This is a genomic window from Nocardiopsis yanglingensis (genome assembly GCF_045809185.1).
Classification (GTDB): Bacteria; Pseudomonadota; Gammaproteobacteria; order Xanthomonadales; family Xanthomonadaceae; genus Stenotrophomonas; species Stenotrophomonas yanglingensis.
On sequence record NZ_JBJNRH010000011.1, the window covers coordinates 75,321 to 93,746 of the forward strand.

General features: G+C 66.8%; 19 protein-coding genes. 7 read left to right on the forward strand and 12 right to left on the reverse strand.

What is annotated here, in order from left to right; genetic code table 11:
- Positions 1–5: 5 nt before the first annotated feature.
- A complete protein-coding gene (locus ACJ7C5_RS15085) occupies positions 6–737 on the reverse strand; it encodes a type III pantothenate kinase (protein WP_412704343.1) in 732 nt (243 codons plus the stop codon).
- Positions 734–1,702, reverse strand: coding sequence for a bifunctional biotin--[acetyl-CoA-carboxylase] ligase/biotin operon repressor BirA (birA, locus tag ACJ7C5_RS15090; protein ID WP_412704344.1), 969 nt, complete (start codon positions 1,700–1,702; stop codon positions 734–736). Before birA ends, ACJ7C5_RS15085 begins: the two co-directional genes overlap by 4 nt.
- Before the next feature lie 144 nt (positions 1,703–1,846).
- On the opposite strand from birA, the gene ACJ7C5_RS15095 reads away from it, so the two are divergent.
- A complete protein-coding gene (locus tag ACJ7C5_RS15095; RefSeq protein WP_088023438.1) occupies positions 1,847–2,131 on the forward strand; it encodes a hypothetical protein in 285 nt (94 codons plus the stop codon).
- Positions 2,098–2,889, forward strand: coding sequence for a M90 family metallopeptidase (locus ACJ7C5_RS15100; protein WP_412704345.1), 792 nt, complete (start codon positions 2,098–2,100; stop codon positions 2,887–2,889). Before ACJ7C5_RS15095 ends, ACJ7C5_RS15100 begins: the two co-directional genes overlap by 34 nt.
- A gap of 192 nt (positions 2,890–3,081) precedes the next feature.
- On the opposite strand, the gene ACJ7C5_RS15105 is transcribed toward ACJ7C5_RS15100, so the two are convergent.
- The 4 genes from ACJ7C5_RS15105 to dusA all read right to left on the reverse strand — a co-directional run bounded on the left by ACJ7C5_RS15105 (position 3,082) and on the right by dusA (position 6,881).
- The gene (locus tag ACJ7C5_RS15105; RefSeq protein WP_088023432.1) at positions 3,082–4,506 is read right to left on the reverse strand and encodes an ATP-binding protein; all 1,425 of its coding nucleotides are present in this window, start codon (positions 4,504–4,506) and stop codon (positions 3,082–3,084) included.
- A 25-nt stretch (positions 4,507–4,531) separates the two neighbouring features.
- Entirely contained in the window at positions 4,532–5,215 is a 684-nt protein-coding gene (locus tag ACJ7C5_RS15110; protein ID WP_004136763.1) for a response regulator transcription factor, read from the reverse strand.
- Between the two features lie 73 nt (positions 5,216–5,288).
- Positions 5,289–5,663, reverse strand: coding sequence for a hypothetical protein (locus ACJ7C5_RS15115; protein WP_088023429.1), 375 nt, complete (start codon positions 5,661–5,663; stop codon positions 5,289–5,291).
- A 213-nt stretch (positions 5,664–5,876) separates the two neighbouring features.
- Positions 5,877–6,881 (reverse strand): tRNA dihydrouridine(20/20a) synthase DusA, encoded by a 1,005-nt coding sequence (gene dusA / locus ACJ7C5_RS15120; RefSeq protein WP_412704346.1) that lies wholly within the window; start codon positions 6,879–6,881, stop codon positions 5,877–5,879.
- Between the two features lie 240 nt (positions 6,882–7,121).
- Between dusA and ACJ7C5_RS15125 the strand changes: the two genes are divergently transcribed.
- Both ACJ7C5_RS15125 and ACJ7C5_RS15130 read left to right on the forward strand, forming a co-directional pair.
- Complete coding sequence (locus ACJ7C5_RS15125) at positions 7,122–7,526, forward strand: lysozyme inhibitor LprI family protein (protein WP_295553145.1); 405 nt, start codon at positions 7,122–7,124, stop codon at positions 7,524–7,526.
- Between the two features lie 42 nt (positions 7,527–7,568).
- Positions 7,569–9,350, forward strand: a complete 1,782-nt coding sequence (locus ACJ7C5_RS15130; RefSeq protein ID WP_412704347.1) for a peptidoglycan-binding protein — start codon at positions 7,569–7,571, stop codon at positions 9,348–9,350.
- Between the two features lie 308 nt (positions 9,351–9,658).
- On the opposite strand, the gene ACJ7C5_RS15135 is transcribed toward ACJ7C5_RS15130, so the two are convergent.
- A complete protein-coding gene (locus tag ACJ7C5_RS15135; RefSeq protein WP_412704348.1) occupies positions 9,659–10,081 on the reverse strand; it encodes a hypothetical protein in 423 nt (140 codons plus the stop codon).
- Between the two features lie 285 nt (positions 10,082–10,366).
- Here ACJ7C5_RS15135 and ACJ7C5_RS15140 point away from each other — a divergent pair, with 285 nt between their 5' ends.
- Positions 10,367–10,960 (forward strand): DUF4304 domain-containing protein, encoded by a 594-nt coding sequence (locus ACJ7C5_RS15140; protein ID WP_412704349.1) that lies wholly within the window; start codon positions 10,367–10,369, stop codon positions 10,958–10,960.
- A 40-nt stretch (positions 10,961–11,000) separates the two neighbouring features.
- On the opposite strand, the gene ACJ7C5_RS15145 is transcribed toward ACJ7C5_RS15140, so the two are convergent.
- Positions 11,001–12,455: a SulP family inorganic anion transporter gene (locus ACJ7C5_RS15145; RefSeq protein WP_412704350.1), complete on the reverse strand. Its 1,455-nt coding sequence runs from the start codon at positions 12,453–12,455 to the stop codon at positions 11,001–11,003.
- A gap of 232 nt (positions 12,456–12,687) precedes the next feature.
- On the opposite strand from ACJ7C5_RS15145, the gene ACJ7C5_RS15150 reads away from it, so the two are divergent.
- A complete protein-coding gene (locus ACJ7C5_RS15150; RefSeq protein WP_097048208.1) occupies positions 12,688–13,644 on the forward strand; it encodes a cation diffusion facilitator family transporter in 957 nt (318 codons plus the stop codon).
- A gap of 111 nt (positions 13,645–13,755) precedes the next feature.
- Positions 13,756–14,181, forward strand: a complete 426-nt coding sequence (locus tag ACJ7C5_RS15155) for an organic hydroperoxide resistance protein (RefSeq protein ID WP_004153735.1) — start codon at positions 13,756–13,758, stop codon at positions 14,179–14,181.
- A 217-nt stretch (positions 14,182–14,398) separates the two neighbouring features.
- Here the strand turns inward: ACJ7C5_RS15155 and mmsB are convergent, their stop codons facing one another.
- Genes mmsB through ACJ7C5_RS15175 form a run of 4 tightly spaced genes read right to left on the reverse strand, consistent with a single transcriptional unit; the run spans position 14,399 to position 18,418 of the window.
- Positions 14,399–15,289 carry a 3-hydroxyisobutyrate dehydrogenase gene (gene mmsB, locus ACJ7C5_RS15160; RefSeq protein WP_004136647.1) on the reverse strand — a complete coding sequence of 297 codons (891 nt, stop codon included), beginning with the start codon at positions 15,287–15,289 and terminating at the stop codon, positions 14,399–14,401.
- A complete protein-coding gene (locus tag ACJ7C5_RS15165) occupies positions 15,286–16,461 on the reverse strand; it encodes an enoyl-CoA hydratase/isomerase family protein (protein ID WP_412704351.1) in 1,176 nt (391 codons plus the stop codon). The genes mmsB and ACJ7C5_RS15165 overlap by 4 nt, the downstream gene beginning before the upstream one ends.
- A complete protein-coding gene (locus ACJ7C5_RS15170; RefSeq protein ID WP_087921197.1) occupies positions 16,458–17,255 on the reverse strand; it encodes an enoyl-CoA hydratase in 798 nt (265 codons plus the stop codon). The genes ACJ7C5_RS15165 and ACJ7C5_RS15170 overlap by 4 nt, the downstream gene beginning before the upstream one ends.
- Positions 17,252–18,418 carry an acyl-CoA dehydrogenase family protein gene (locus tag ACJ7C5_RS15175; RefSeq protein WP_412704352.1) on the reverse strand — a complete coding sequence of 389 codons (1,167 nt, stop codon included), beginning with the start codon at positions 18,416–18,418 and terminating at the stop codon, positions 17,252–17,254. The genes ACJ7C5_RS15170 and ACJ7C5_RS15175 overlap by 4 nt, the downstream gene beginning before the upstream one ends.
- Positions 18,419–18,426 lie beyond the last annotated feature (8 nt).

Consider the following 18,426-nt stretch of genomic DNA (forward strand, 5'->3'; position numbering starts at 1 on the left):
GGATACTAGCCTGCGGGCTGGTGCACCGCCCAGCGGGCGAGGCCATCCAGCACCAGCGAAGGGTGGTAATCGGCGCCAGACAGCAGCGGCATCAGCGCCGGTGCGCCGCCACCATGCACCAGCAGCGACGGCGCAACGCCCAGCAGCGTGTGCGCCTGCTGCGCGCTGCGTTCGATCAGCGCCACCGCGGCGCCATCGCAGCCGGAGGCAAGCGCGTCGGCGGTGTCGTTGGCGAACTCGCTGTAGTCGCCGCCGGTGGCCGGCAGCTGCACCGCACGCGCGTGCAGTGCTTCGCGCATGGTGGTGGGCGATGCGGAAATGCGACCACCGTGGTGCTGGCCGTCGGCGTCGAGCAGGTCAATCGTCAACGCGGTGCCCACCCCGACCACCAGCACCGGGCGCTGCGCCTTGGCGGCAGCCAGCAGGGCCAGGAAGCGATCAACACCGAACTTTTCCGGCTTGGCATAGGCGATGCGCACGCCGGCACATTCGGCGCTGGTGCGCACCACATGCACGTGTTCGAAGCGGCGCTGCAGCTGATCCAGCATGGCGCTGGTCAGCGAGGGTGCGGCCACGCTGGCCACGAACGCGGTGCGGCCGCTGGGCAGGCTGTGTGGCGGCTGCCCGGCCATGCCTTCGGCGCCATGCGCCCAGGCCTGCACATCACCGGCTCGGTCACCCTGCAACGGCGCGAACTTGAAGCGCGAGTTGCCCAGGTCGAACAACCAATCGCTCATGCCGCCCTCACGCTGACTTCGCCGGCGTGCAGCAGGCGTTCCAGGCCATCGATGCGCACGCGCAATGCGCCGTCATCGGCCAGGCCGAGTGCGGTGCCGTGCTGCCACTGCCCTTCCAGTTCCACGCGCACTTCGCGGCCGGCCAGCATGTCGAACGCGGCGTAGCGCGGCAGGAACGGCGCCAGACCTTCGCGATCGAATTCTTCCAGCGCCGGCAGCAGGCGCGTCAGCACGGCGGCGACCACCACGTTGCGGTCCACCGGCTTGCCGGCCAGCGTATCCAGGTCCACCCACGGCTGGGTGATCTGTTCGGCGAACGACGGTGGCATGTGCGTGTTGATGCCGATGCCGATCACCGCGCGTGCCGGGCCGGCGTACTCGCCACCACCTTCTGCGAGCAGGCCGACCAGCTTGCGCTTGCCATCGACGATCAGGTCGTTCGGCCACTTCAGCTGCGCCTGGGTGTAGCCCAGGTCGTGCAGCGCTTCGGCCACGGCGATGCCGGCCACCAGGCTCAGCCCGGCCAGGCGGCCGAGGCCGCCGGAGTACAGGCGCAGCACCGACAGGTAGATATGCGCGGCCAGCGGCGAGGCCCAGGTACGGCCGCGACGGCCACGGCCGCCGGTCTGGCGTTCGGCCAGCAGGACACTCACCCCGCGCAGGGGCGCGCTGCAACGCAGCAATTCGGCGTTGGTCGAGTCGACCGTCCAGGCCACCTGCAGGTCGTGCAGCAGCGGCAGAACCCCGGCGGGCAGGCCGGCGCGGATCGCGTCCGGGTCCAGCAGGTCGACCGGGCGGGTCAGGCCATAGCCCTCGCCAGCGCGGCCCTCGATGTCCACACCGGCGGCCCTAAGTCCTTGAATGCGCTTCCAAATGGCCGCCCGGGTCTGACCCAGCTCACGGGCCAGGGCGTCGCCGGACAGGCGACCGGCAGCGAGTTTGGCCAGCAATTGGCGATCGTCCACGGCAGCTTCCACGAAGTCAGAAAGGAATTATGCGGGAAAGCCGCCAGCGACGCCCGCCACGCTGGGTTCCGCAGGGGCTTCCAACAGGGCGCCGGGTTCGGGCTAGAATCGGGAACTCACCTTCCCTTAACGTGGATGTCGTCAATGCGCCGCTATGCCCATTGCCTGATCCTGCTGACGATGCCCTTCGCGGCGTCTGCGACAGCAGCGCTGGACGACAGCCGCGGCGCCTGCGTGTCCTCCAATGGTGATGCCGCCTCACAGCGCGCACCGACCGCAACCGCCTCGGCCGCCACCACCAAGCCGGCGGCAGTACGCCCGGCCGCCAGCAGTGCCACCAGCACCGGCGGCGGTGGCAGCGACGACGACGTGCTGCAGCGTATCCGCGCGCCGAAGTGGCACAGCTACCTGCCGGGAATGTTCCGCTGATCAAGTCGTTGCTGCAGTGGCTGCGGCCAGCGCCGCGGCCGATCGACGATGTACTTTGGGAAGACGCCTGCCGCCGCGCGGCCTGGCTGCACGGCCTGGACGACGAACGCCGCGCGCGCCTGCGCGTATTGGCTACGCGCTTCCTGCACGAGAAGACCATTACCCCGATCGGCGAGCTGCAGCTGCAGGCCGGTGACGGCGTGCTGCTGGCCGCACTGTGCTGCCTGCCGCTGCTGGAGTTCGGCGAGGTAGGACTGGAAGGCTGGTCGCAGCTGATCGTCTACCCCGATGCGTTCCGCGTGCACCGCAGCCACATGGATGCGGCCGGCGTGCTGCACGAGTGGGATGACGAGCTGATCGGCGAGTCGTGGGACAGCGGTCCGTTGATCCTGTCCTGGGCCGACGTGCAGGCCGACCTGGCCGCCCCCCACGAGGGTTACTGCGTGGCGGTGCACGAGATGGTGCACAAGCTGGATGCGCTGGATGGCGCGATGGACGGCACCCCGCCGCTGCCACGCGAATGGCAGCGCGAATGGGCGGGCATTTTCCAGCGCGCCTACGATGCCTTCTGTGCGCAGGTGGATGCGGGCGAGGAAACGCTGATCGATCCGTATGCGGCCGAGGCGTCGGAAGAGTTCTTCGCGGTGGCCAGCGAGTACCACTTCTCGGCGCCGGATCTGCTGCAGCAGGCGTTGCCGGAAGTGGCCGCGCAGCTGCGGCGGTTCTATGGCGAGCCACCGAAGATCGAACTGCGGTAGTGGCGGCCCCCGGCCCCCCCCCCAGGACAGCCCACTCAAAAAAAGATGTTTGAGGGCCACCGGGGGGCGCGGGGGGGCCGCCCCCCCGCCCCCCCCCCCCCCGGGGGGGGGGGGCCCCCCCCCCCCCCCGCCACTACCGGAACACCATGCGTTGTTGCGCTAGGCGATGCCCGGCGAACGGGAGTGCGTGGCCTACGGCCCCGGCGGCAGGCGCACTTCGAAGCGGGCGCCGCCCAGTTCGGCCGAACGGCCCACGGTCAGCTCGCCGCGGTAATCCTTGATCAGGTCCTGCACGATCGACAGGCCGATGCCGTGGCCCTGCACGCGCTCGTCGCCACGCACGCCACGCTGCAGCACCTTGCCGATGTCGTCCGGGGCAATGCCCGGGCCATCGTCGTCCACCGCCAGCAGCAGGCCGGCGCGACGCGCGTTCGGTGCCGGCAGCGGCTGCGCGGTCAGCAGCACGCGGCGGTTGGCCCACTTGAAGGCGTTTTCCAGCAGGTTGCCAAGCAGTTCCTGCAGGTCACCCGGTTCGCCATGGAAGCGCGCGGCCGGGTCGATGTCGAATTCGCACAGCACGCCCTTGGAGGCATAGACCTTTTCCAGGCCGCGCACGATTTCCTCGGCGTTGGATTCAATCGGCAGCGGCGCGGAGAACAGCTTGTGGCCCGACGACGCAGCACGCGCCAGCTGGTAGGAGACCAGGTTGTTCATGCGCTGCAGCTGCACGTCCAGTTCCTCGCGCAGCGCGCCGTCGCCGGCGCCGCTGTCCATCTGCGTGCGCAGCACCGCGATCGGCGTCTTCAGGCTGTGCGCCAGGTCGGCCAGGGTGTTGCGCTGGCGCTCCAGGTTCTCGCGCTCGCTTTCGATGAAGGCGTTGATGCTGTCGGTCAGCGGTTCCAGCTCGCGCGGGTGGCGCTCGCTCATGCGCTCGGTCTCCCCGCGCTGCACCTTGGTCAGCTCGGTGATCACGCGGCGCAGCGGGCGCAGACTCCACTGCAGGATGACGGTCTGCAGCAGCAGCAGGATCAGGCCGATGCCACCCAGGTAGAACCAGACCCGGCTGCGGAACACCCGCAGCTGCGCACCCAGCGCGCGCGAGTCTTCCATCACGTAGATGGTGTACGGGAATTCGGTGGCGGGATCGGCGTCGGCATCCCACACCAGGCCCAGGCCATAGCGGTACACCGAGCCCTGGCTGCCATCGATCTGGATCATCGGCAGCGGGCCTTCGAACACTTCCTGGCGCGGTGCCAGCAGGCCGCCGCCCACGGTGGGCAGCATCGGGCCTTCGGCGGACATCGAGTTGCCCTTGCCGTGCGGCATCACCACCTGCAGGTACAGGCCACTGCCCGGCACGTCGAAGCGCGAATCCGGCGGCTGCTCGCGGATATACAGCGAGCGGTCGCGGGTGAAGTCGATGCCGGCCGCGTAGGCGGTGGCGTAGTTCTTCAGGCGCTCACGCAGGTTCGCCTTCGCCGTGTCGGCGAAGGCGGCATCGAGCGCATAACCGGCCAGCGCCAGGAACGCGACCAGACCCACGGACGCGGCGAACATCTGGCGCGCCTGCAGTGAGCGCGGCCGCCAGCGTCGGAAGAACCACAGACGGCCGGACATCGTGTAATCGCCAGGGTGAGCCGGCTCAGCCCTCGTTGCGCGGGATCGCGAAACGGTAGCCGCGGCCGCGCACGGTCTCGATCGGCTTCAGCTCGCCATCCGGGTCCAGCTTCTTGCGCAGGCGGCCGATGAAGACCTCCAGCACGTTCGAGTCGCGGTCGAAGTCCTGCTGGTAGATGTGCTCGGTGAGGTCGGCCTTGGAGACCAGTTCACCGGCGTGCATCATCAGGTACTCCAGCACCTTGTACTCGTAGCTGGTCAGGTCGACATTGCTGCCGGCGACGCTGACGGTCTGGGCGGCGAGATCCAGGGCGACCGGGCCGCATTCCAGGGTCGGCTTGCTCCAGCCAGCGGCACGGCGCAGCAGCGCGTTGACGCGGGCCAGCAGCTCTTCGACGTGGAACGGCTTGACCAGGTAGTCGTCGGCGCCCTGCTTCAGGCCCTCGACCTTGTCCTGCCAGCTCGAACGCGCGGTCAGGATCAGCACCGGGAACTTCTTGCCTTCGTCACGCAGGGCCTTGATCAGCTCCATGCCCGACATCTTGGGCAGGCCGAGGTCGATGATGCCGACATCGAACGGGACTTCGCGCCCCATGTAGAGGCCTTCCTCGCCGTCCTGCGCAGCATCGACGGCAAAGCCTTCGCGCTTGAGCCGGGCTGCCAGGGTCTCACGCAGCGGGGCTTCGTCTTCGACCAGAAGGATACGCATGAACTCTCCCTAGTGTCCTGGGTGTGGCCCGGAGGCCTGTGGGGTACGGGTTGATAACGACGACTATCCCTGTTCAGGGGTTATCGCCGCGTAGTGATGACATATCCGACCGCGGCGTGCGCGGCTGTGAACGCGACGGGGCGGGGTCGTCCATGTAGCGGACCCGGCCCCGATCGTCCATGTACTTCACCCGGTTGATGTCACGACCATCGAACGGCACGCGCTCGGCGCCGAGGATGTGGCCGCCGGTGGTGCGCTGCACGCGGCGCACGGCATCGGACAGCGATCGCTCGTCGCCACGGTTGCCACGCTCGCCGCGCTCCATCATCTCCGCCCGCCCCTGCTCGCCACGCGGCGGCTGTTGCGCCAGCGCCGAAGACACCGGCACAGCCGACAGCACCACGCAGGTGGCCAGGGCAATGCGGCAATGGAAGGGAGCGGAAGACATCGATGCGATCCTAGCCGAGCACGGCGATTCGTTCAAAAGTCGTAAATCCGGGTGCCGGGTTCGGGACCCGGCGTTTTACAAATCCTTTGCAAATTCTTGGTTTGGGGCAGTGAATCCGGTCTGAACTTTTCCGGCCCTGCGTCCGGGTTGTTCAGCTAAGTGAACATTCGGGACGAATCGCCGCCCCTTGTCAAGTCAGGAATGTGCCCGAGGTCACGCTGCGGCGCGATCAGCTTCGCGTTCGGTGACCGCCAGAGCCTGTTCGACCAGGCTCCAGTCGGCGCCCGGGCGGTGGGCACCCTCGCTCAGCACCTGACGGAATGCGCGGCCACCGGGCTGGCCATGGAACAGGCCGAGCAGGTGGCGGGTGATGTGCTTCAGCGCCAGACCTTCGCCCAGGCGCGCCTCCACGTAGGGGCGCAGCGCGCGCAGCAGGTCACCACGGGCCTGCAGCGGGGCGCCGGTGTGCAGCGCCTCCAGCTGATGCAGCAGATAGGGGTCGTGGTAGGCCGCACGGCCCAGCATCACGCCATCGACGTGCGCGGCCTGCGCCTGGACCGCTTCGATGCTGGCCAGGCCACCGTTGATCACCACCGGCAATGCCGGGCGCTCCTGCTTGAGGCGATAGGCCCAGTCGTACTTCAGCGGCGGAACCTCGCGGTTTTCCTTCGGCGACAGGCCCTTCAGCCACGCGTTGCGTGCATGCACCACCACCATCGCCGCACCAGCGGCAACCTGGCGGTCGACGAAGCTGGCAAACACGTCGTAGTCGTTGTCCTCGTCCACGCCCAGGCGGCACTTCACCGTCACCGGGATCTCGACAGCGTCGACCATGGCCGCCACGCACTCGGCCACCAGCACCGGCTCGCGCATCAGGCAGGCGCCGAAACGGCCGGCCTGCACGCGGTCGGACGGGCAGCCGCAGTTGAGGTTGACCTCGTCGTAGCCCCACTCAGCGGCGATGCGTGCGGCCTGCGCCAGCAGCGCCGGATCACTGCCGCCCAGCTGCAGGGCGAGCGGCTGTTCGCTGCGGTCGAAGCCGAGCAGGCGCTCGCGATCGCCATGGATGACCGCATTGGCGTGCACCATCTCGGTGTACAGGCGTGCACCCGGCGCCAGCACGCGATGGAACACGCGGCAATGGCGGTCCGTCCAGTCCATCATCGGGGCAACGGACAGGCGCAGGGAATCGGCGTAACGGGCGGTGGCGGACGTCATCGGGGCGTTGATCGTGGAGACTGGCATTGCCAGTGAGATCAATAGTTTACACCGGGTGGCTGAATGGCGGCGGGTGGCGCCCGGAGACCCCTGCGGCGCACCGGCCCGGCGCCCGTCCGCAATGACGAGCAACCGGTCACAGTTGTCGCGATTCGTTGACGACGACGAAATATTGGCGCCGCTATAGTCCAGCGCTCGCAATGGATTGGACGAGTGGAGCAGATGATGCAGCACAAGCGTATGAGCAGGACCCTCGCCGCCGCGCTGGCGGTGGCCGCCCTGGCCATCGGCACGGCAACCGCAGCACCGGCTGCCAGCGGGCTGAGCCCGACCTTCACCACCTGCCGGGACAAGGCGCAGGGCGCGGTCGAGCAGGCCGCCTGCCTGACCTCGGAAAGCACCCGTCAGGACCAGCGCCTGAACCAGGCCTACCGTCAGCTGCAGGCAAAGCTGAGTGGCGCGAAGAAGACCAAGCTGGTGAACGCCCAGCGCGCGTGGCTGCAGTCGCGCAGCCGCGATGGCGAACTGGATACCGCGCTGTACGACGATTCGCAGCCCGGCAACCTGCAGGGCGAGTTGAACGACGTGATGCGCCTGAGCGCGCGTGCCGACCAGCTGCAGAAGTACCTCCAGCTGCTGGACTGACCCATGAGGGGCAGCCCCTCTGACTGCACAAGGATGTAAGACATGCCAACCAACATCGATACCCATGATCTCGATGCCACTTCCGGCGCGGTGTATTTCGCGGTCGGCCGAGGCACCGAAGGCGGCCCCGCCTCCTACCATCTGGCCATCGCCGGCATCACCCAGGGTGTGACCGAACCGCACTGGGGCACGGTGAACAAAGTCGCGCAGAACAGCGGTTACAGCCTGGGCGCGATCCAGGTCGACTTCGGCCAGCGTGGCGAATGGGCGCTGGGCGCCATCGACGGCCATGCACTGAAGGCCGGCGAAACGACCTATGTCGACGCCGTGGTCGAACAGGCCAGCACCTACGCCAAGGCGCATAACCTGCCCTTCACCCAGGACCACGCCAACCTGCGCCGCGACCTGCTCAGCCACGGCAATGGCCTCAGCGGGCGCAGCTCGATCCAGTTCATCGACACCAACACGCGCGACAGCATCAACGCCTGGGCCGGTTCGGCCGAGGGCAAGCAGTGGATCCACGCCAACATCGACTACCCGCAGGTGCGCAACGCCACCCGGATCGGCATGACGATGGTGGACGCGCATGGCAGCAACATCGCCGAGGAAAACCGCTTCGAAGCGATCAGCCTGATCGCCAAGACCGCCAACCAGTTGCCCAGCCAGCTGCCCAAACTGCAGAAGGTGCTGGAAGAGGGCGGTGACTACGAGGCGCTGCGCGAGAAGGCCGGGCAGATCCGCGAGACCTACCAGTACTTCGATGCACCCAAGGCCGGTGACATCGCCGTGCGCTACGAAGACGCGTACGCCAACAACAAGGAGGCGATGGACCGCGCCCACGCCAAGGTCAGCAGCCGCGATTACTCGCCCGCCGGTGAACACAACGATGCCGACATCCAGGTGGCGCTGGACCAGATCGGCGCGCCGCGCCAGCAGGCCGGTTCGCAGACCTTGAAGGAAGGCTCCAGTGGCCGCGAGGTGCTGAAGCTGGAAAGCAATCTGGTAACGCTGGGCTATGCCAGTGCTGACGGCCAGCAGACGCTGAATCCGGACCGGCGCTTCGATGCCACCACCCGCAAGGCGGTGGAAGACTTCCAGCGCGCGCACAATCTGGACCCGGTGGACGGCAAGGCCGGGCCGGCCACGCTGGCCGCCATCGACCGCGACGCGCGCGAACTCCAGGGCAACCTCGCCGCGCTGGGGCTGACCGACGCCAAGGGCCAGGCCATCGGCAGCGATGGCTATCTGGGCGGTGGCAGCCGCCACGCGATCAACGCCTTCCAGCAGCAGCACAACCTGCCCGCCACAGGCATTGCCGATGCGGAAACCCGCCAGGCGCTGGCCAATGAAGTGCAGCAGCGTGCGCAGGCACAGGGCAACACGCCGGAACAGCAGGCGGCAGCCGAGCCAGCACGCGAAACGGTGTACCCGATGTCCGACCCGCGCAGCCCGCAGAACTGGCTGTACACCGAGACCCTGGTGCAGGTGAAGTTCGCCGAAGAAGCGCGTGGCCTGCCCTCCGGCGAGCACAGCGAGAAGCTGGCCGCTGCCCTCACCGTGGAAGCTGCGCGTGCCGGCCTGTACCGGATTGATCGCGTTGAGCTGAACCAGGATGGCTCGATGGCACGTGCGGTGCAGGCCAATGCGCTGCACGACGAAAGCGCGTTGAACCGCAATACCGCGCCGGTATCGACCGCTGACGCGATGCGCCAGAGTGTGCAGGAGAACAGCGAGCGGGCGTTGCAGGTGAGCGATCAGCAGCGCGAGCAGCAGAAGATCGACCAGCAGACCCAGCAGCACGGCCCGCGGGCCATGATGGCGTAAGGAATGCAGGCCCACGGGCCTGCGAATGCCATTGCCTTACTCGCCCCCTCGTCGGCTTGAGGCCGACGGGGGCGTTGGCTGAGGTACGTCGAGGATCGTCGCAAACGCCAAGTCTTGCGTCCCGGAGCGTGCCCACGCTTCAATGTGCTTTCGGCCCTCGAGGTGCATTCGATTGTGCAGGCGAACAGCCACTCAGCCGGTCCGGTTTGATCGCGCTCGACGCTCCCGCCTGGCATGGCGCGGAACTGCCTGGGTCGCGCAACTGATTCGACGACCGATACGTCCGTCCGCAGCTTTTCCTAAGTGGTTCATGCGCGCCATCCATAGGAGGTCTGCTTCCAGTATGCGTGCTGGCCATCTCCGGTCCATGCAAACGTCCACGTCTCGCTTGCGCATCCTGGAAGATCGTTGGTGATAGTGATCTTATCTCCGGGCACACCGTGATGGGAAAGGGTTTGGATGGCTGGCGTCCGAGATGAATCCCGCTCCCGCTTACAGCGATGGCGAATGGTCAGTGTTCCAAGTGCAAGCGTACGCTGGTGGGCATCCTTGCGCGCGTCCAACCATCGAATGACTTCACTCGCTTCGCCAGTTCCAGCGCTGTAGCGCGTGGTTCGATCCACGACAACCGCAAGGCGGTCCAACGCCATCAATCCCGGCCATGTCGTCGAACCAAGCGCAAGCGCAAAAGCCAACAGACATTTGAATGACACTGAAAAATTCGATTTCATGGAAGCCGCTTCCTTGAATGCAGAATCGCGTGTCTTCAGCCTGCTTCTATACGCAGAATATTGGCAATGAGAAAAGCTGCAATCTGCATCATGCGATCCGATGCTTTTCGGGATTTTGCGCGTCAGGGAACGACGGCCAAATAGCAATTGGCGTTAAAAGCGACGACCTCTGACGTCAATGCCAGCTACCACTCCCAGCCGAGGCGATACGCTCGGCATCTCGCACCGGCTTGTCCAGTCTGAGATGCCTTGCCTGCAATCATCCTCCCACCTCATGTTCGCCTCATGACCGCTATCGAAAAGCATGCCCTGAGCATCGTCTACGCATCCGTAAAGGACGCAGGATTTGTCCGAAGTGGACCAACCTTCACAAGATTCCGCGAGAATTTCATCGATGTTATCTCACCGCAGACCAGAAGCGACGGCAAGGCACTCGCGTTCAATGTCGGCGTGTTTGCCCGCTTCATCCCGGGGCGTTGCATGGATCAGACCACGAATCTCAACGAAACCGACTGCGACGTGAGATGCAGGGCAGCTCCTCCGGGGAAAAGCGATCATTGGATAAGCGTTGAACAGGACGCTGATCTGCTCAAGACCGAGGTGGATGCTCTTTTGACAGAGAATGCCCTTCTTTTCTTTTCACAGTTCCAGGATATCGATTCCATCTGTGAAGCCTTGACGGTCGCAGCCATTCAAGCCGACACGACACCGGCACATTTCAGTTCGATCACGCGCGTCCGAAGGGCCCTGTTGTCTGCCCTTTCATGGCAGGCCAAGGATGATACCGAGTCTGCCAAGGCACTGGCCGCATATGGACTCTCCATCTGTAATGGCGCTACCGCACTGAAAAGCCGATTCAGGAGAATTCTGGAGGCTTAGCCGCCCCCAGAACCGACGCGGGCATTGAAGCATTACCACTTCAGTGCGCGCTGCGCGCGCCACCCACCTGCTCGATCAACGTCTGGCTGGCGGCGTTGAGCCCCACCACCGTCACCTCCGCCCCATGTGCGGCCAGCTTTTCCTGCGCGCGTTCCAATGCGGCCACGGCGGTCAGGTCCCACAGGTGGGCATCGCGCAGTTCAATCTGCACCTTCGGCGCCACGCGCTGGTAATCGAACGCCGCTCCCAGCTGCCCCGCCGAGGCAAAGAACACCTGCCCACGCACGCGGTAGACCTGCGTGTCACCGGCATCGTCGCGCTGGACATCCAGCATGCAGCCAACCTTGCGCGCGAAGAACAGGGCCGACAGCAGCACACCGCTGAGCACGCCCTTGGCCAGATCGTGGGTGGCCACGGTGACCACCACGGTCAGCAGCATGACGGCAGACGAGCTGCGCGGATGCGTGCGCAGGTCGCGCAGCGAGCGCCAGCTGAAGGTGCCGATGCTGACCATGATCATCACCGCCACCAGCGCGGCCATCGGGATCTGCCGCACCAGGTCGCTGCCGTACACCACCAGTACCAGCAGGAACACGCCGGCCACCAGGCAGGACAGGCGGCCGCGGCCACCGGAGGTCACGTTGATCACCGACTGGCCAATCATCGCGCAGCCGGCCATGCCGCCGAGGAAACCGGTGACCGTGTTCGCCACGCCCTGGCCGACGCATTCGCGATTGCGCTCGCTGGGCGTCTCGGTAATGTCCTCGACGATCTGCAGGGTCATCATCGATTCGAGCAGGCCGACCACGGCCAGCGTGGCCGACACCGGCAGCAGGATGCGCAGCGTTTCCCAGGTGAGCGGCACGTCGGGCAACAGGAAATGCGGAAGGCTGTCAGGCAGCTGGCCCATGTCACCCACGCTGCGCACGTCCACATCAAAGCCGATCACCACGGCAGTGAGTACGACGATGGCCACCAGCGGCGACGGCACCGCGCGGGTGAGGCGCGGCAGCAGGTAGATGATCGCCAGCGCGGCGGCGCACAGCACGTACACCGTCGGGCCGCGACCGATCAGTTCCGGCATCTGTGCCAGGAAGATCAGGATCGCCAGCGCGTTGACGAAGCCGGTGATGACCGAGCGCGAGACGAATCGCATCAACGAGCCAAGCTTGAACACGCCCGCGAGCACCTGCAGCAGGCCGGCCAGGATGCTGGCCGCGAACAGGTACTGCAGGCCGTGGTCCTTGACCAGGTCGACCATCACCAGCGCCATTGCACCGGTAGCGGCAGAGATCATGCCGGGGCGGCCACCAGCGATGGCGGTGATGACGGCAATGGAGAACGCAGCATACAGGCCGACCTTGGGGTCGACGCCGGCGATGAGCGAGAAGGCGATGGCCTCGGGAATCAGGGCCAGGGCGACGACGATGCCGGACAGCAGGTCGCCACGGATGTTGCCGAGCCATTGCTGGCGCAGGGGGTAGGACGTTTGCATGGGAAAACTCCGCGCGCAGGCGGGCGTGGCCGCATGGCGCTGCAGTGGAAAGACACGGGTTCCTGAGCCGGGCGGGCCGGCTGCCGATGTGCGGCAAGGGTCAGGGTGGCGTGATCACTGCAGGCGGGCGTCGGTACGTGGGAGGGGCGCAGTCTACGGCACAGAGCTGCCCAGGGACAGCATCGGCAGGCCGCAACGGCAGCGGAGCATGGCGCCGCTCTACAATTGAACCATGGCCGCCAACCGCCCACAGTTCTTCGACCCCGCCACCGAACAGGGCGTGCTTCGCCTGTCGATCGCCGCCTCGCTGCTGCTGGCCGCGGCGGCGGTGGTGTTCGGCCTGCTGGCCAATTCCTCGCTGATCATCTTCGACGGCATCTATGGCCTGATCGACGTGGTGATGACCTGGCTGTCGCTGCTGGTGGCGCGGCTGATCGCGCTGTCCACCCAGACCGACGCGCTGCAGTCGCGGCTCAACCAGCGCTTCACCATGGGCTTCTGGCACCTGGAGCCGATCGTGCTGGGGGTGAGCGGCACACTGATGATCGGCGCGGCGCTGTATGCCCTGGTCAATGCGGTGGACGCGTTGATGTCCGGTGGCCGCCACATCGCCCTCGGCCCGGCCATTGCCTTCGCCGGGCTGTCGATCGTGGGCGAAGGCGCGCTTGCCTGGTTCATCCTGCGCGCCAACCGCCGCATCGGGTCGGAGTTCATCGCGCTGGACGCGAAGAACTGGGTGATCGCGGCCAGCATGTCGGCCTGCTACCTGCTGGCCTTCCTCGGCGGTGTACTGGTGCAGGGCACCTCGCTGGCCTGGATCGGGCCGTACATCGACCCGGCCATCCTCGCCTTCGTCTGCGTGCTGGTGATGATCGCCCCGCTCGGCACCGTGCGCCGGGCGCTGGCCGGCATCCTGCTGGTCACCCCGCCGGAACTGCAGGCCCATGTGGATGCAGTGGCACGCGCGATCGTGGCCAAGCACGGCTTCGTCGAGCACCGCAGCTATGTGGCCCAGGTGGGGCGTGGCGAGCAGATCGAGCTGTTCTTCGTGGTGCCGGAAAACGACCCGCCGCGGCCGCTGGTGGAATGGGACCAGCTGCGCGACGAGATCGGCGATGCACTGGGCGAAGCCTCGCCGGACCGCTGGCTGACCATCATGTTCACCACCGACCGCGAGTGGACGATCTAGGCCGACAGGACGATCGATCAAGTTTTTCGTACGCATTGCAACCCAACGTACGCGGAAACCGGGCAAAGTAGGCTCCAACGCAACACCCACCCACCGACCAGGAGCATCCCGATGTCCATCGAAAAGGTTCTGTACACCGCCCAGGCCACCTCCACCGGCGGCCGTGAAGGCCGTTCCGTCTCGTCCGACAACGTGCTGGACATCCAGCTGTCGACCCCGCGCGAGCTGGGCGGCGCCGGTGGCCCGGGCACCAACCCGGAGCAGCTGTTCGCGGCCGGCTACTCGGCCTGCTTCCTGGGCGCGCTGAAGTTCGTGGCCGGCCAGGCCAAGGTCGCGCTGCCGGCCGACACCACCGTGACCGGCAAGGTCGGCATCGGCCAGATCCCGACCGGTTTCGGCATCGAGGCCGAGCTGACCATCAACGTGCCGGGCGTGCCGCGCGAGCAGGTGGAAGAGCTGGTGCAGAAGGCGCACATCGTGTGCCCGTACTCGAATGCCACGCGCGGCAACATCGACGTGACGCTGATCGTTGCCTGATGCGGTCGGGGTCGGATCCCTTTGCCAAAGGCAAAGGGCTCTGACCCCATCGCGGCCCATCACGGCGTCTTCGGGGTCAGAGCCCTTTCGCTACGCGAAAGGGATCCGACCCCAAAAAAATGGGCGGATGCCGGTCGAAACCGAACATCCGCCCATCCCACCTTCGTTGTCCCGCACGGGGGCATGAGGTTGCCGGCCAGCGGCCGGCACTACCAGGTCACTTCTCGCTCGTGATGAGCTGCACGACGCTGGAGAAATCCAGCTTGCCGCGGCCGGCCTGATGGTTCATCGAGTACAGGTTGCGGGCCACTTCGCCCAGCGGGATCGAGGCGCCGACACTCATCGCCGCTTCCACCGCCAGGCCCATGTCCTTCAGCATCAGATCGCTGCCGAAACCGCCGCTGTAGCCGCGCGAGGCCGGGGCGTTTTCCAGCACGCCCGGCCACGGGTTGCACACTTCAGTGGCCCAGCTGCGGCCGGTGCTGACCGCCATCATCTGCGACAGCACCTTCGGATCCAGCCCGTGCGCCACGCCGAGGGCGATGGCTTCGCCGGTGACGGCCATGATCACGCCCAGCGCCATGTTGTTGCACAGCTTGGCGACCTGGCCGGCACCACTGGCGCCCACGTGGAAGATGTTCTTGCCCATTGCCTGCAGCACCGGGCGCGCGCGCTCCAGCGCGTCCTCTTCGCCACCGACGATGAAGGTCAGGGTGCCGGCCTGGGCACCGGCGGTACCGCCGGACACCGGTGCGTCGATCATCTGCAGGCCACGTGCGGCGGCGGCTTCAGAGACCTTGCGTGCGCTGGCCGGTGCGATCGTGCTGCAGTCGATGACCAGTGCACCGGCCGGAATCGCGGCAAGAATGCCGTCGTCGCCCAGGTACACGCCTTCGACGTGGCGGCTGGCCGGCAGCATCGAGATCACCACCTCGGCATCGGCCAGGGTTTCGCGCGCCGATGCGGCCGCGCTGGCGCCGGCATCGACGGCGGCCTGCACCGCGGCCGGGACCAGGTCGAACACACGCACGGTGTGACCGTTCTTGACGAGGTTGGCGGCCATCGGGCCACCCATGTTGCCCAACCCGATGAATGCAATGCGGCTCATGCAAGGCTCCTTTCAACAAGGGGAGTGCCCAGGTCGGCCAGCGGATGCGCGGCATCGGCCCAGGGTGAAGCGAAGAAGGTGTCGGCCCACGCGCCGGTGGCCTCGGCCAGGGTGGCCGGGTTCCACTGCGGATTGCGGTCCTTGTCGATCAGCAGCGCGCGGATGCCTTCGGCGAAATCACCATGGGCGGCGCAATGCAGGGCGACGATGTACTCCAGGCGGTAGATCGCGGCGAGGTCCTGGCCGGCACTGCGGCACTGCAGTTCGTACGACAGCCGTGCCGAACCGGGTGCACCGGCGGCGAGGGTCTTCTGTGCCGCCTGCAGCCAGGCATCGTCGGTCTGCAGACCGGCAATGCGCGCCACGATGGCCTGCAGGTCATCGCCTTCGCACAGCGCCTCGACCTGCGCTGCATTGGCCAGCAGCGGGCCGGTGGCGGCATCGCTGGCATGCGACTGCAGCAGATGGGTCAGGCGTTCGTGGTTGTGTGCGGCGTCACTGGACCAGGCCACCTGCAGCAGCGCATCGAACACCGCGCTGCGGCGTTCTTCAGCCACGTGCACATCGGCCAGGCCTGCATAGATGGCATCGCCTGGATTGAGCAGTGCGCCGGTCAGGGCCAGGAACAGGCCGCCCTTGCCGGGTACGCGCGGCAGCAGCCAGCTGCCGCCCACATCCGGGAACAGGCCGACGGTGATTTCCGGGAAGGCCAGCTTGGAGCGCTCGCTGACCACGCGGTGGCTGGCACCGGACATCAGGCCGATGCCACCGCCCATCACGATGCCATGGCCCCAGCACAGGATCGGCTTGGCATAGGTGTGGATGAGGTAATCGACGCGGTATTCGACGTCGAAGAACTCGGCCGCGTAGTCGTTCTCGCGGATGTCGCTGCGGCCGGCCTCGCGGAAGGCGACCATGCTCTTGTACAGGCTGTGCAGGTCGCCGCCGGCGCAGAACGCCTTTTCGCCGGCGCCCTGCAGCACCACCATGGCGATGCCGTCGTCGTCGGCCCAGGCATTCAACTGCTTCAGCAGCAGGTGCGCCATCGGCAGCGAGAAGCCGTTGAGCGTGCGCGGCGCGTTGAGCGTGGCGATGCCGATGCGCGTGCCGTTGCCGGCCGCACGCTCTTCGAACAGCACCGGTGCGTCGTCGGCAGCGGTGTCGGTGCTCATGCGTTCTTCCACTGCGCGGCGCGCTTTTCCAGGAAGGCGGTCACGCCCTCGACCTGGTCAGCGGTGTCGAACAGGTCGACGAAGGCTTCGCGCTCGGCCACCAGCGCCGAGGCGTGGGTGCCGGTGCGGGTGGCCTGCACCAGGGTCTTGCAGGCGGCGATGCTGGTCGGGCTCTGCTTGCCGGCCTTCTTCGCCCATTCCAGCGCCAGTGCCTTGGCTTCGCCCTTGCCGACCTTTTCTTCGGCCAGGCCAATGCGCAGCGCGGTCTCGGCGTTGATGCGCTCACCCAGCAGGATCATGCGCTTGGCCCAGCCCTCGCCCACCAGGCGCGGCAGGTTCTGGGTGCCACCGGCGCACGGCAGCAGACCGACGGTGGCCTCCGGCAGCGCGACCTGGGCGTGGTCTTCGATGATGCGCAGGTCGCAGGCCAGCGCGCATTCCAGGCCGCCGCCCATGGCGTAGCCGTTGATCGCGGCGATCGACACGCCACGGAACCCGGACAGCGCCTCGAAGGCTTCACCGAAGCGGCGCGCGGCTTCACGTGCAGCGGCCTTGTCGCCCGAGGCGAACTGGTTGAGGTCGGCACCGGCGGAGAAGAACTTCTCGCCGTCGCCGGTGATCACCAGCGCGTAGATGTCGCGGTCTGCGTTGAGCGCGCCCACCAGGTCGCGCAGCGCCGACAGGCTGTGCACGGTCCAGGTATGCGCCGGCGGGTTGTTCAGGGTGACCACGGCGGTGTGGCCATCCACCTCCACCTTCAGGCCCACGTGCTCCTGGGTACGCCAATCCTTCATCGCAGTTCCTCTTCGGTGTTGAGCAGGTGACGGGCAACGATCACCCGCATGATCTCGTTGGTGCCTTCCAGGATCTGGTGCACGCGGCAGTCACGCAGCAGGCGCTCGATCGGGTATTCGCGGATGTAGCCGTAGCCCCCGTGGATCTGCAGCGCTTCGTTGCAGATGTTGAAGCCGGCATCGGTGGCGAAGCGCTTGGCCATCGCACACCACACGTTGGCGTCGCTGGCACCGGCATCGAGCTTGCGCGCAGCGGTGTGCACCATCTGCCGGGCGGCCACCAGCTGGGTGACCATGTCGGCCAGCTTGAACTGCAGTGCCTGGAACTCGGCCAGTGCCTTGCCGAACTGGCGGCGCTCGCCCATGTAGCGGCGTGCAGCGTCCAGCGCACCCTGCGCAGCGCCCAGCGAGCAGGCGGCAATGTTGATGCGGCCGCCGTCCAGCCCCTTCATCGCCAGCTTGAAGCCGCCGCCTTCCTCTCCCAGAAGGTGGCTGACCGGCACGCGGACGTTTTCGAAGGTGATGCCACGAGTGGGCTGGCTGTTCCAGCCCATCTTCTCTTCCTTGCGGCCGAAGCTGATGCCCGGCAGGTCGGCCGGCACCGCAATGGCGCTGACGCCGCCGGCACCGGCACCACCGGTACGCGCCATCACCACCAGCAGCTCGGTGGCACCGGCGCCGGAAATGAAGGCCTTCGAGCCGTTCAGCACATAGACGTCACCGTCGCGCACGGCGGTGGTCTTCAGCGAAGCCGCATCGGAACCTGCACCCGGTTCGGTCAGGCAGTACGAGGCCAGCTTGCTGCCCGAGGACAGATCGGTTCCCCACGCATCGCGCAGCGCCGGCTGACCCCACTTGGACACCATCCAAGAGGCCATGTTGTGGATGCTGATGTAGGCCGCGGTCGACGGATCGACGTTGGCGAGCTCCTCGATGACGACGGCGGCGTCCAGTCGGCTCAGGCCGCTGCCGCCCACTTCCGGGTCCATGTACAGACCGCAGAAGCCCAGTTCACCGGCCTTGGCGATCGCCTCGCGCGGAAAGATGCCCTCCGCATCCCATCGCGCGGCGTGTGGCGCCAGTTCGGCCTGTGCGAAGTCGCGCGCCGCCTCGCGGTACGCTTGCTGCGCTTCTTCCAGTTCCGTCGTCATCGAGTGGCTCATGGCTGCTC

Bases quoted from the DNA above. Each gene is read 5' to 3' on its own strand.
- ACJ7C5_RS15085 (WP_412704343.1), bottom strand. From the start codon at position 737: ATGAGCGATTGGTTGTTCGACCTGGGCAACTCGCGCTTCAAGTTCGCG.
- ACJ7C5_RS15095 (WP_088023438.1), top strand. From the start codon at position 1,847: ATGCGCCGCTATGCCCATTGCCTGATCCTGCTGACGATGCCCTTCGCG.
- ACJ7C5_RS15105 (WP_088023432.1), bottom strand. From the start codon at position 4,506: ATGTCCGGCCGTCTGTGGTTCTTCCGACGCTGGCGGCCGCGCTCACTG.
- ACJ7C5_RS15110 (WP_004136763.1), bottom strand. From the start codon at position 5,215: ATGCGTATCCTTCTGGTCGAAGACGAAGCCCCGCTGCGTGAGACCCTG.
- ACJ7C5_RS15115 (WP_088023429.1), bottom strand. From the start codon at position 5,663: ATGTCTTCCGCTCCCTTCCATTGCCGCATTGCCCTGGCCACCTGCGTG.
- dusA (WP_412704346.1), bottom strand. From the start codon at position 6,881: ATGACGTCCGCCACCGCCCGTTACGCCGATTCCCTGCGCCTGTCCGTT.
- ACJ7C5_RS15125 (WP_295553145.1), top strand. From the start codon at position 7,122: ATGAGCAGGACCCTCGCCGCCGCGCTGGCGGTGGCCGCCCTGGCCATC.
- ACJ7C5_RS15130 (WP_412704347.1), top strand. From the start codon at position 7,569: ATGCCAACCAACATCGATACCCATGATCTCGATGCCACTTCCGGCGCG.
- ACJ7C5_RS15135 (WP_412704348.1), bottom strand. From the start codon at position 10,081: ATGAAATCGAATTTTTCAGTGTCATTCAAATGTCTGTTGGCTTTTGCG.
- ACJ7C5_RS15140 (WP_412704349.1), top strand. From the start codon at position 10,367: ATGACCGCTATCGAAAAGCATGCCCTGAGCATCGTCTACGCATCCGTA.
- ACJ7C5_RS15145 (WP_412704350.1), bottom strand. From the start codon at position 12,455: ATGCAAACGTCCTACCCCCTGCGCCAGCAATGGCTCGGCAACATCCGT.
- ACJ7C5_RS15150 (WP_097048208.1), top strand. From the start codon at position 12,688: ATGGCCGCCAACCGCCCACAGTTCTTCGACCCCGCCACCGAACAGGGC.
- ACJ7C5_RS15155 (WP_004153735.1), top strand. From the start codon at position 13,756: ATGTCCATCGAAAAGGTTCTGTACACCGCCCAGGCCACCTCCACCGGC.
- mmsB (WP_004136647.1), bottom strand. From the start codon at position 15,289: ATGAGCCGCATTGCATTCATCGGGTTGGGCAACATGGGTGGCCCGATG.
- ACJ7C5_RS15165 (WP_412704351.1), bottom strand. From the start codon at position 16,461: ATGAGCACCGACACCGCTGCCGACGACGCACCGGTGCTGTTCGAAGAG.
- ACJ7C5_RS15170 (WP_087921197.1), bottom strand. From the start codon at position 17,255: ATGAAGGATTGGCGTACCCAGGAGCACGTGGGCCTGAAGGTGGAGGTG.
- ACJ7C5_RS15175 (WP_412704352.1), bottom strand. From the start codon at position 18,418: ATGAGCCACTCGATGACGACGGAACTGGAAGAAGCGCAGCAAGCGTAC.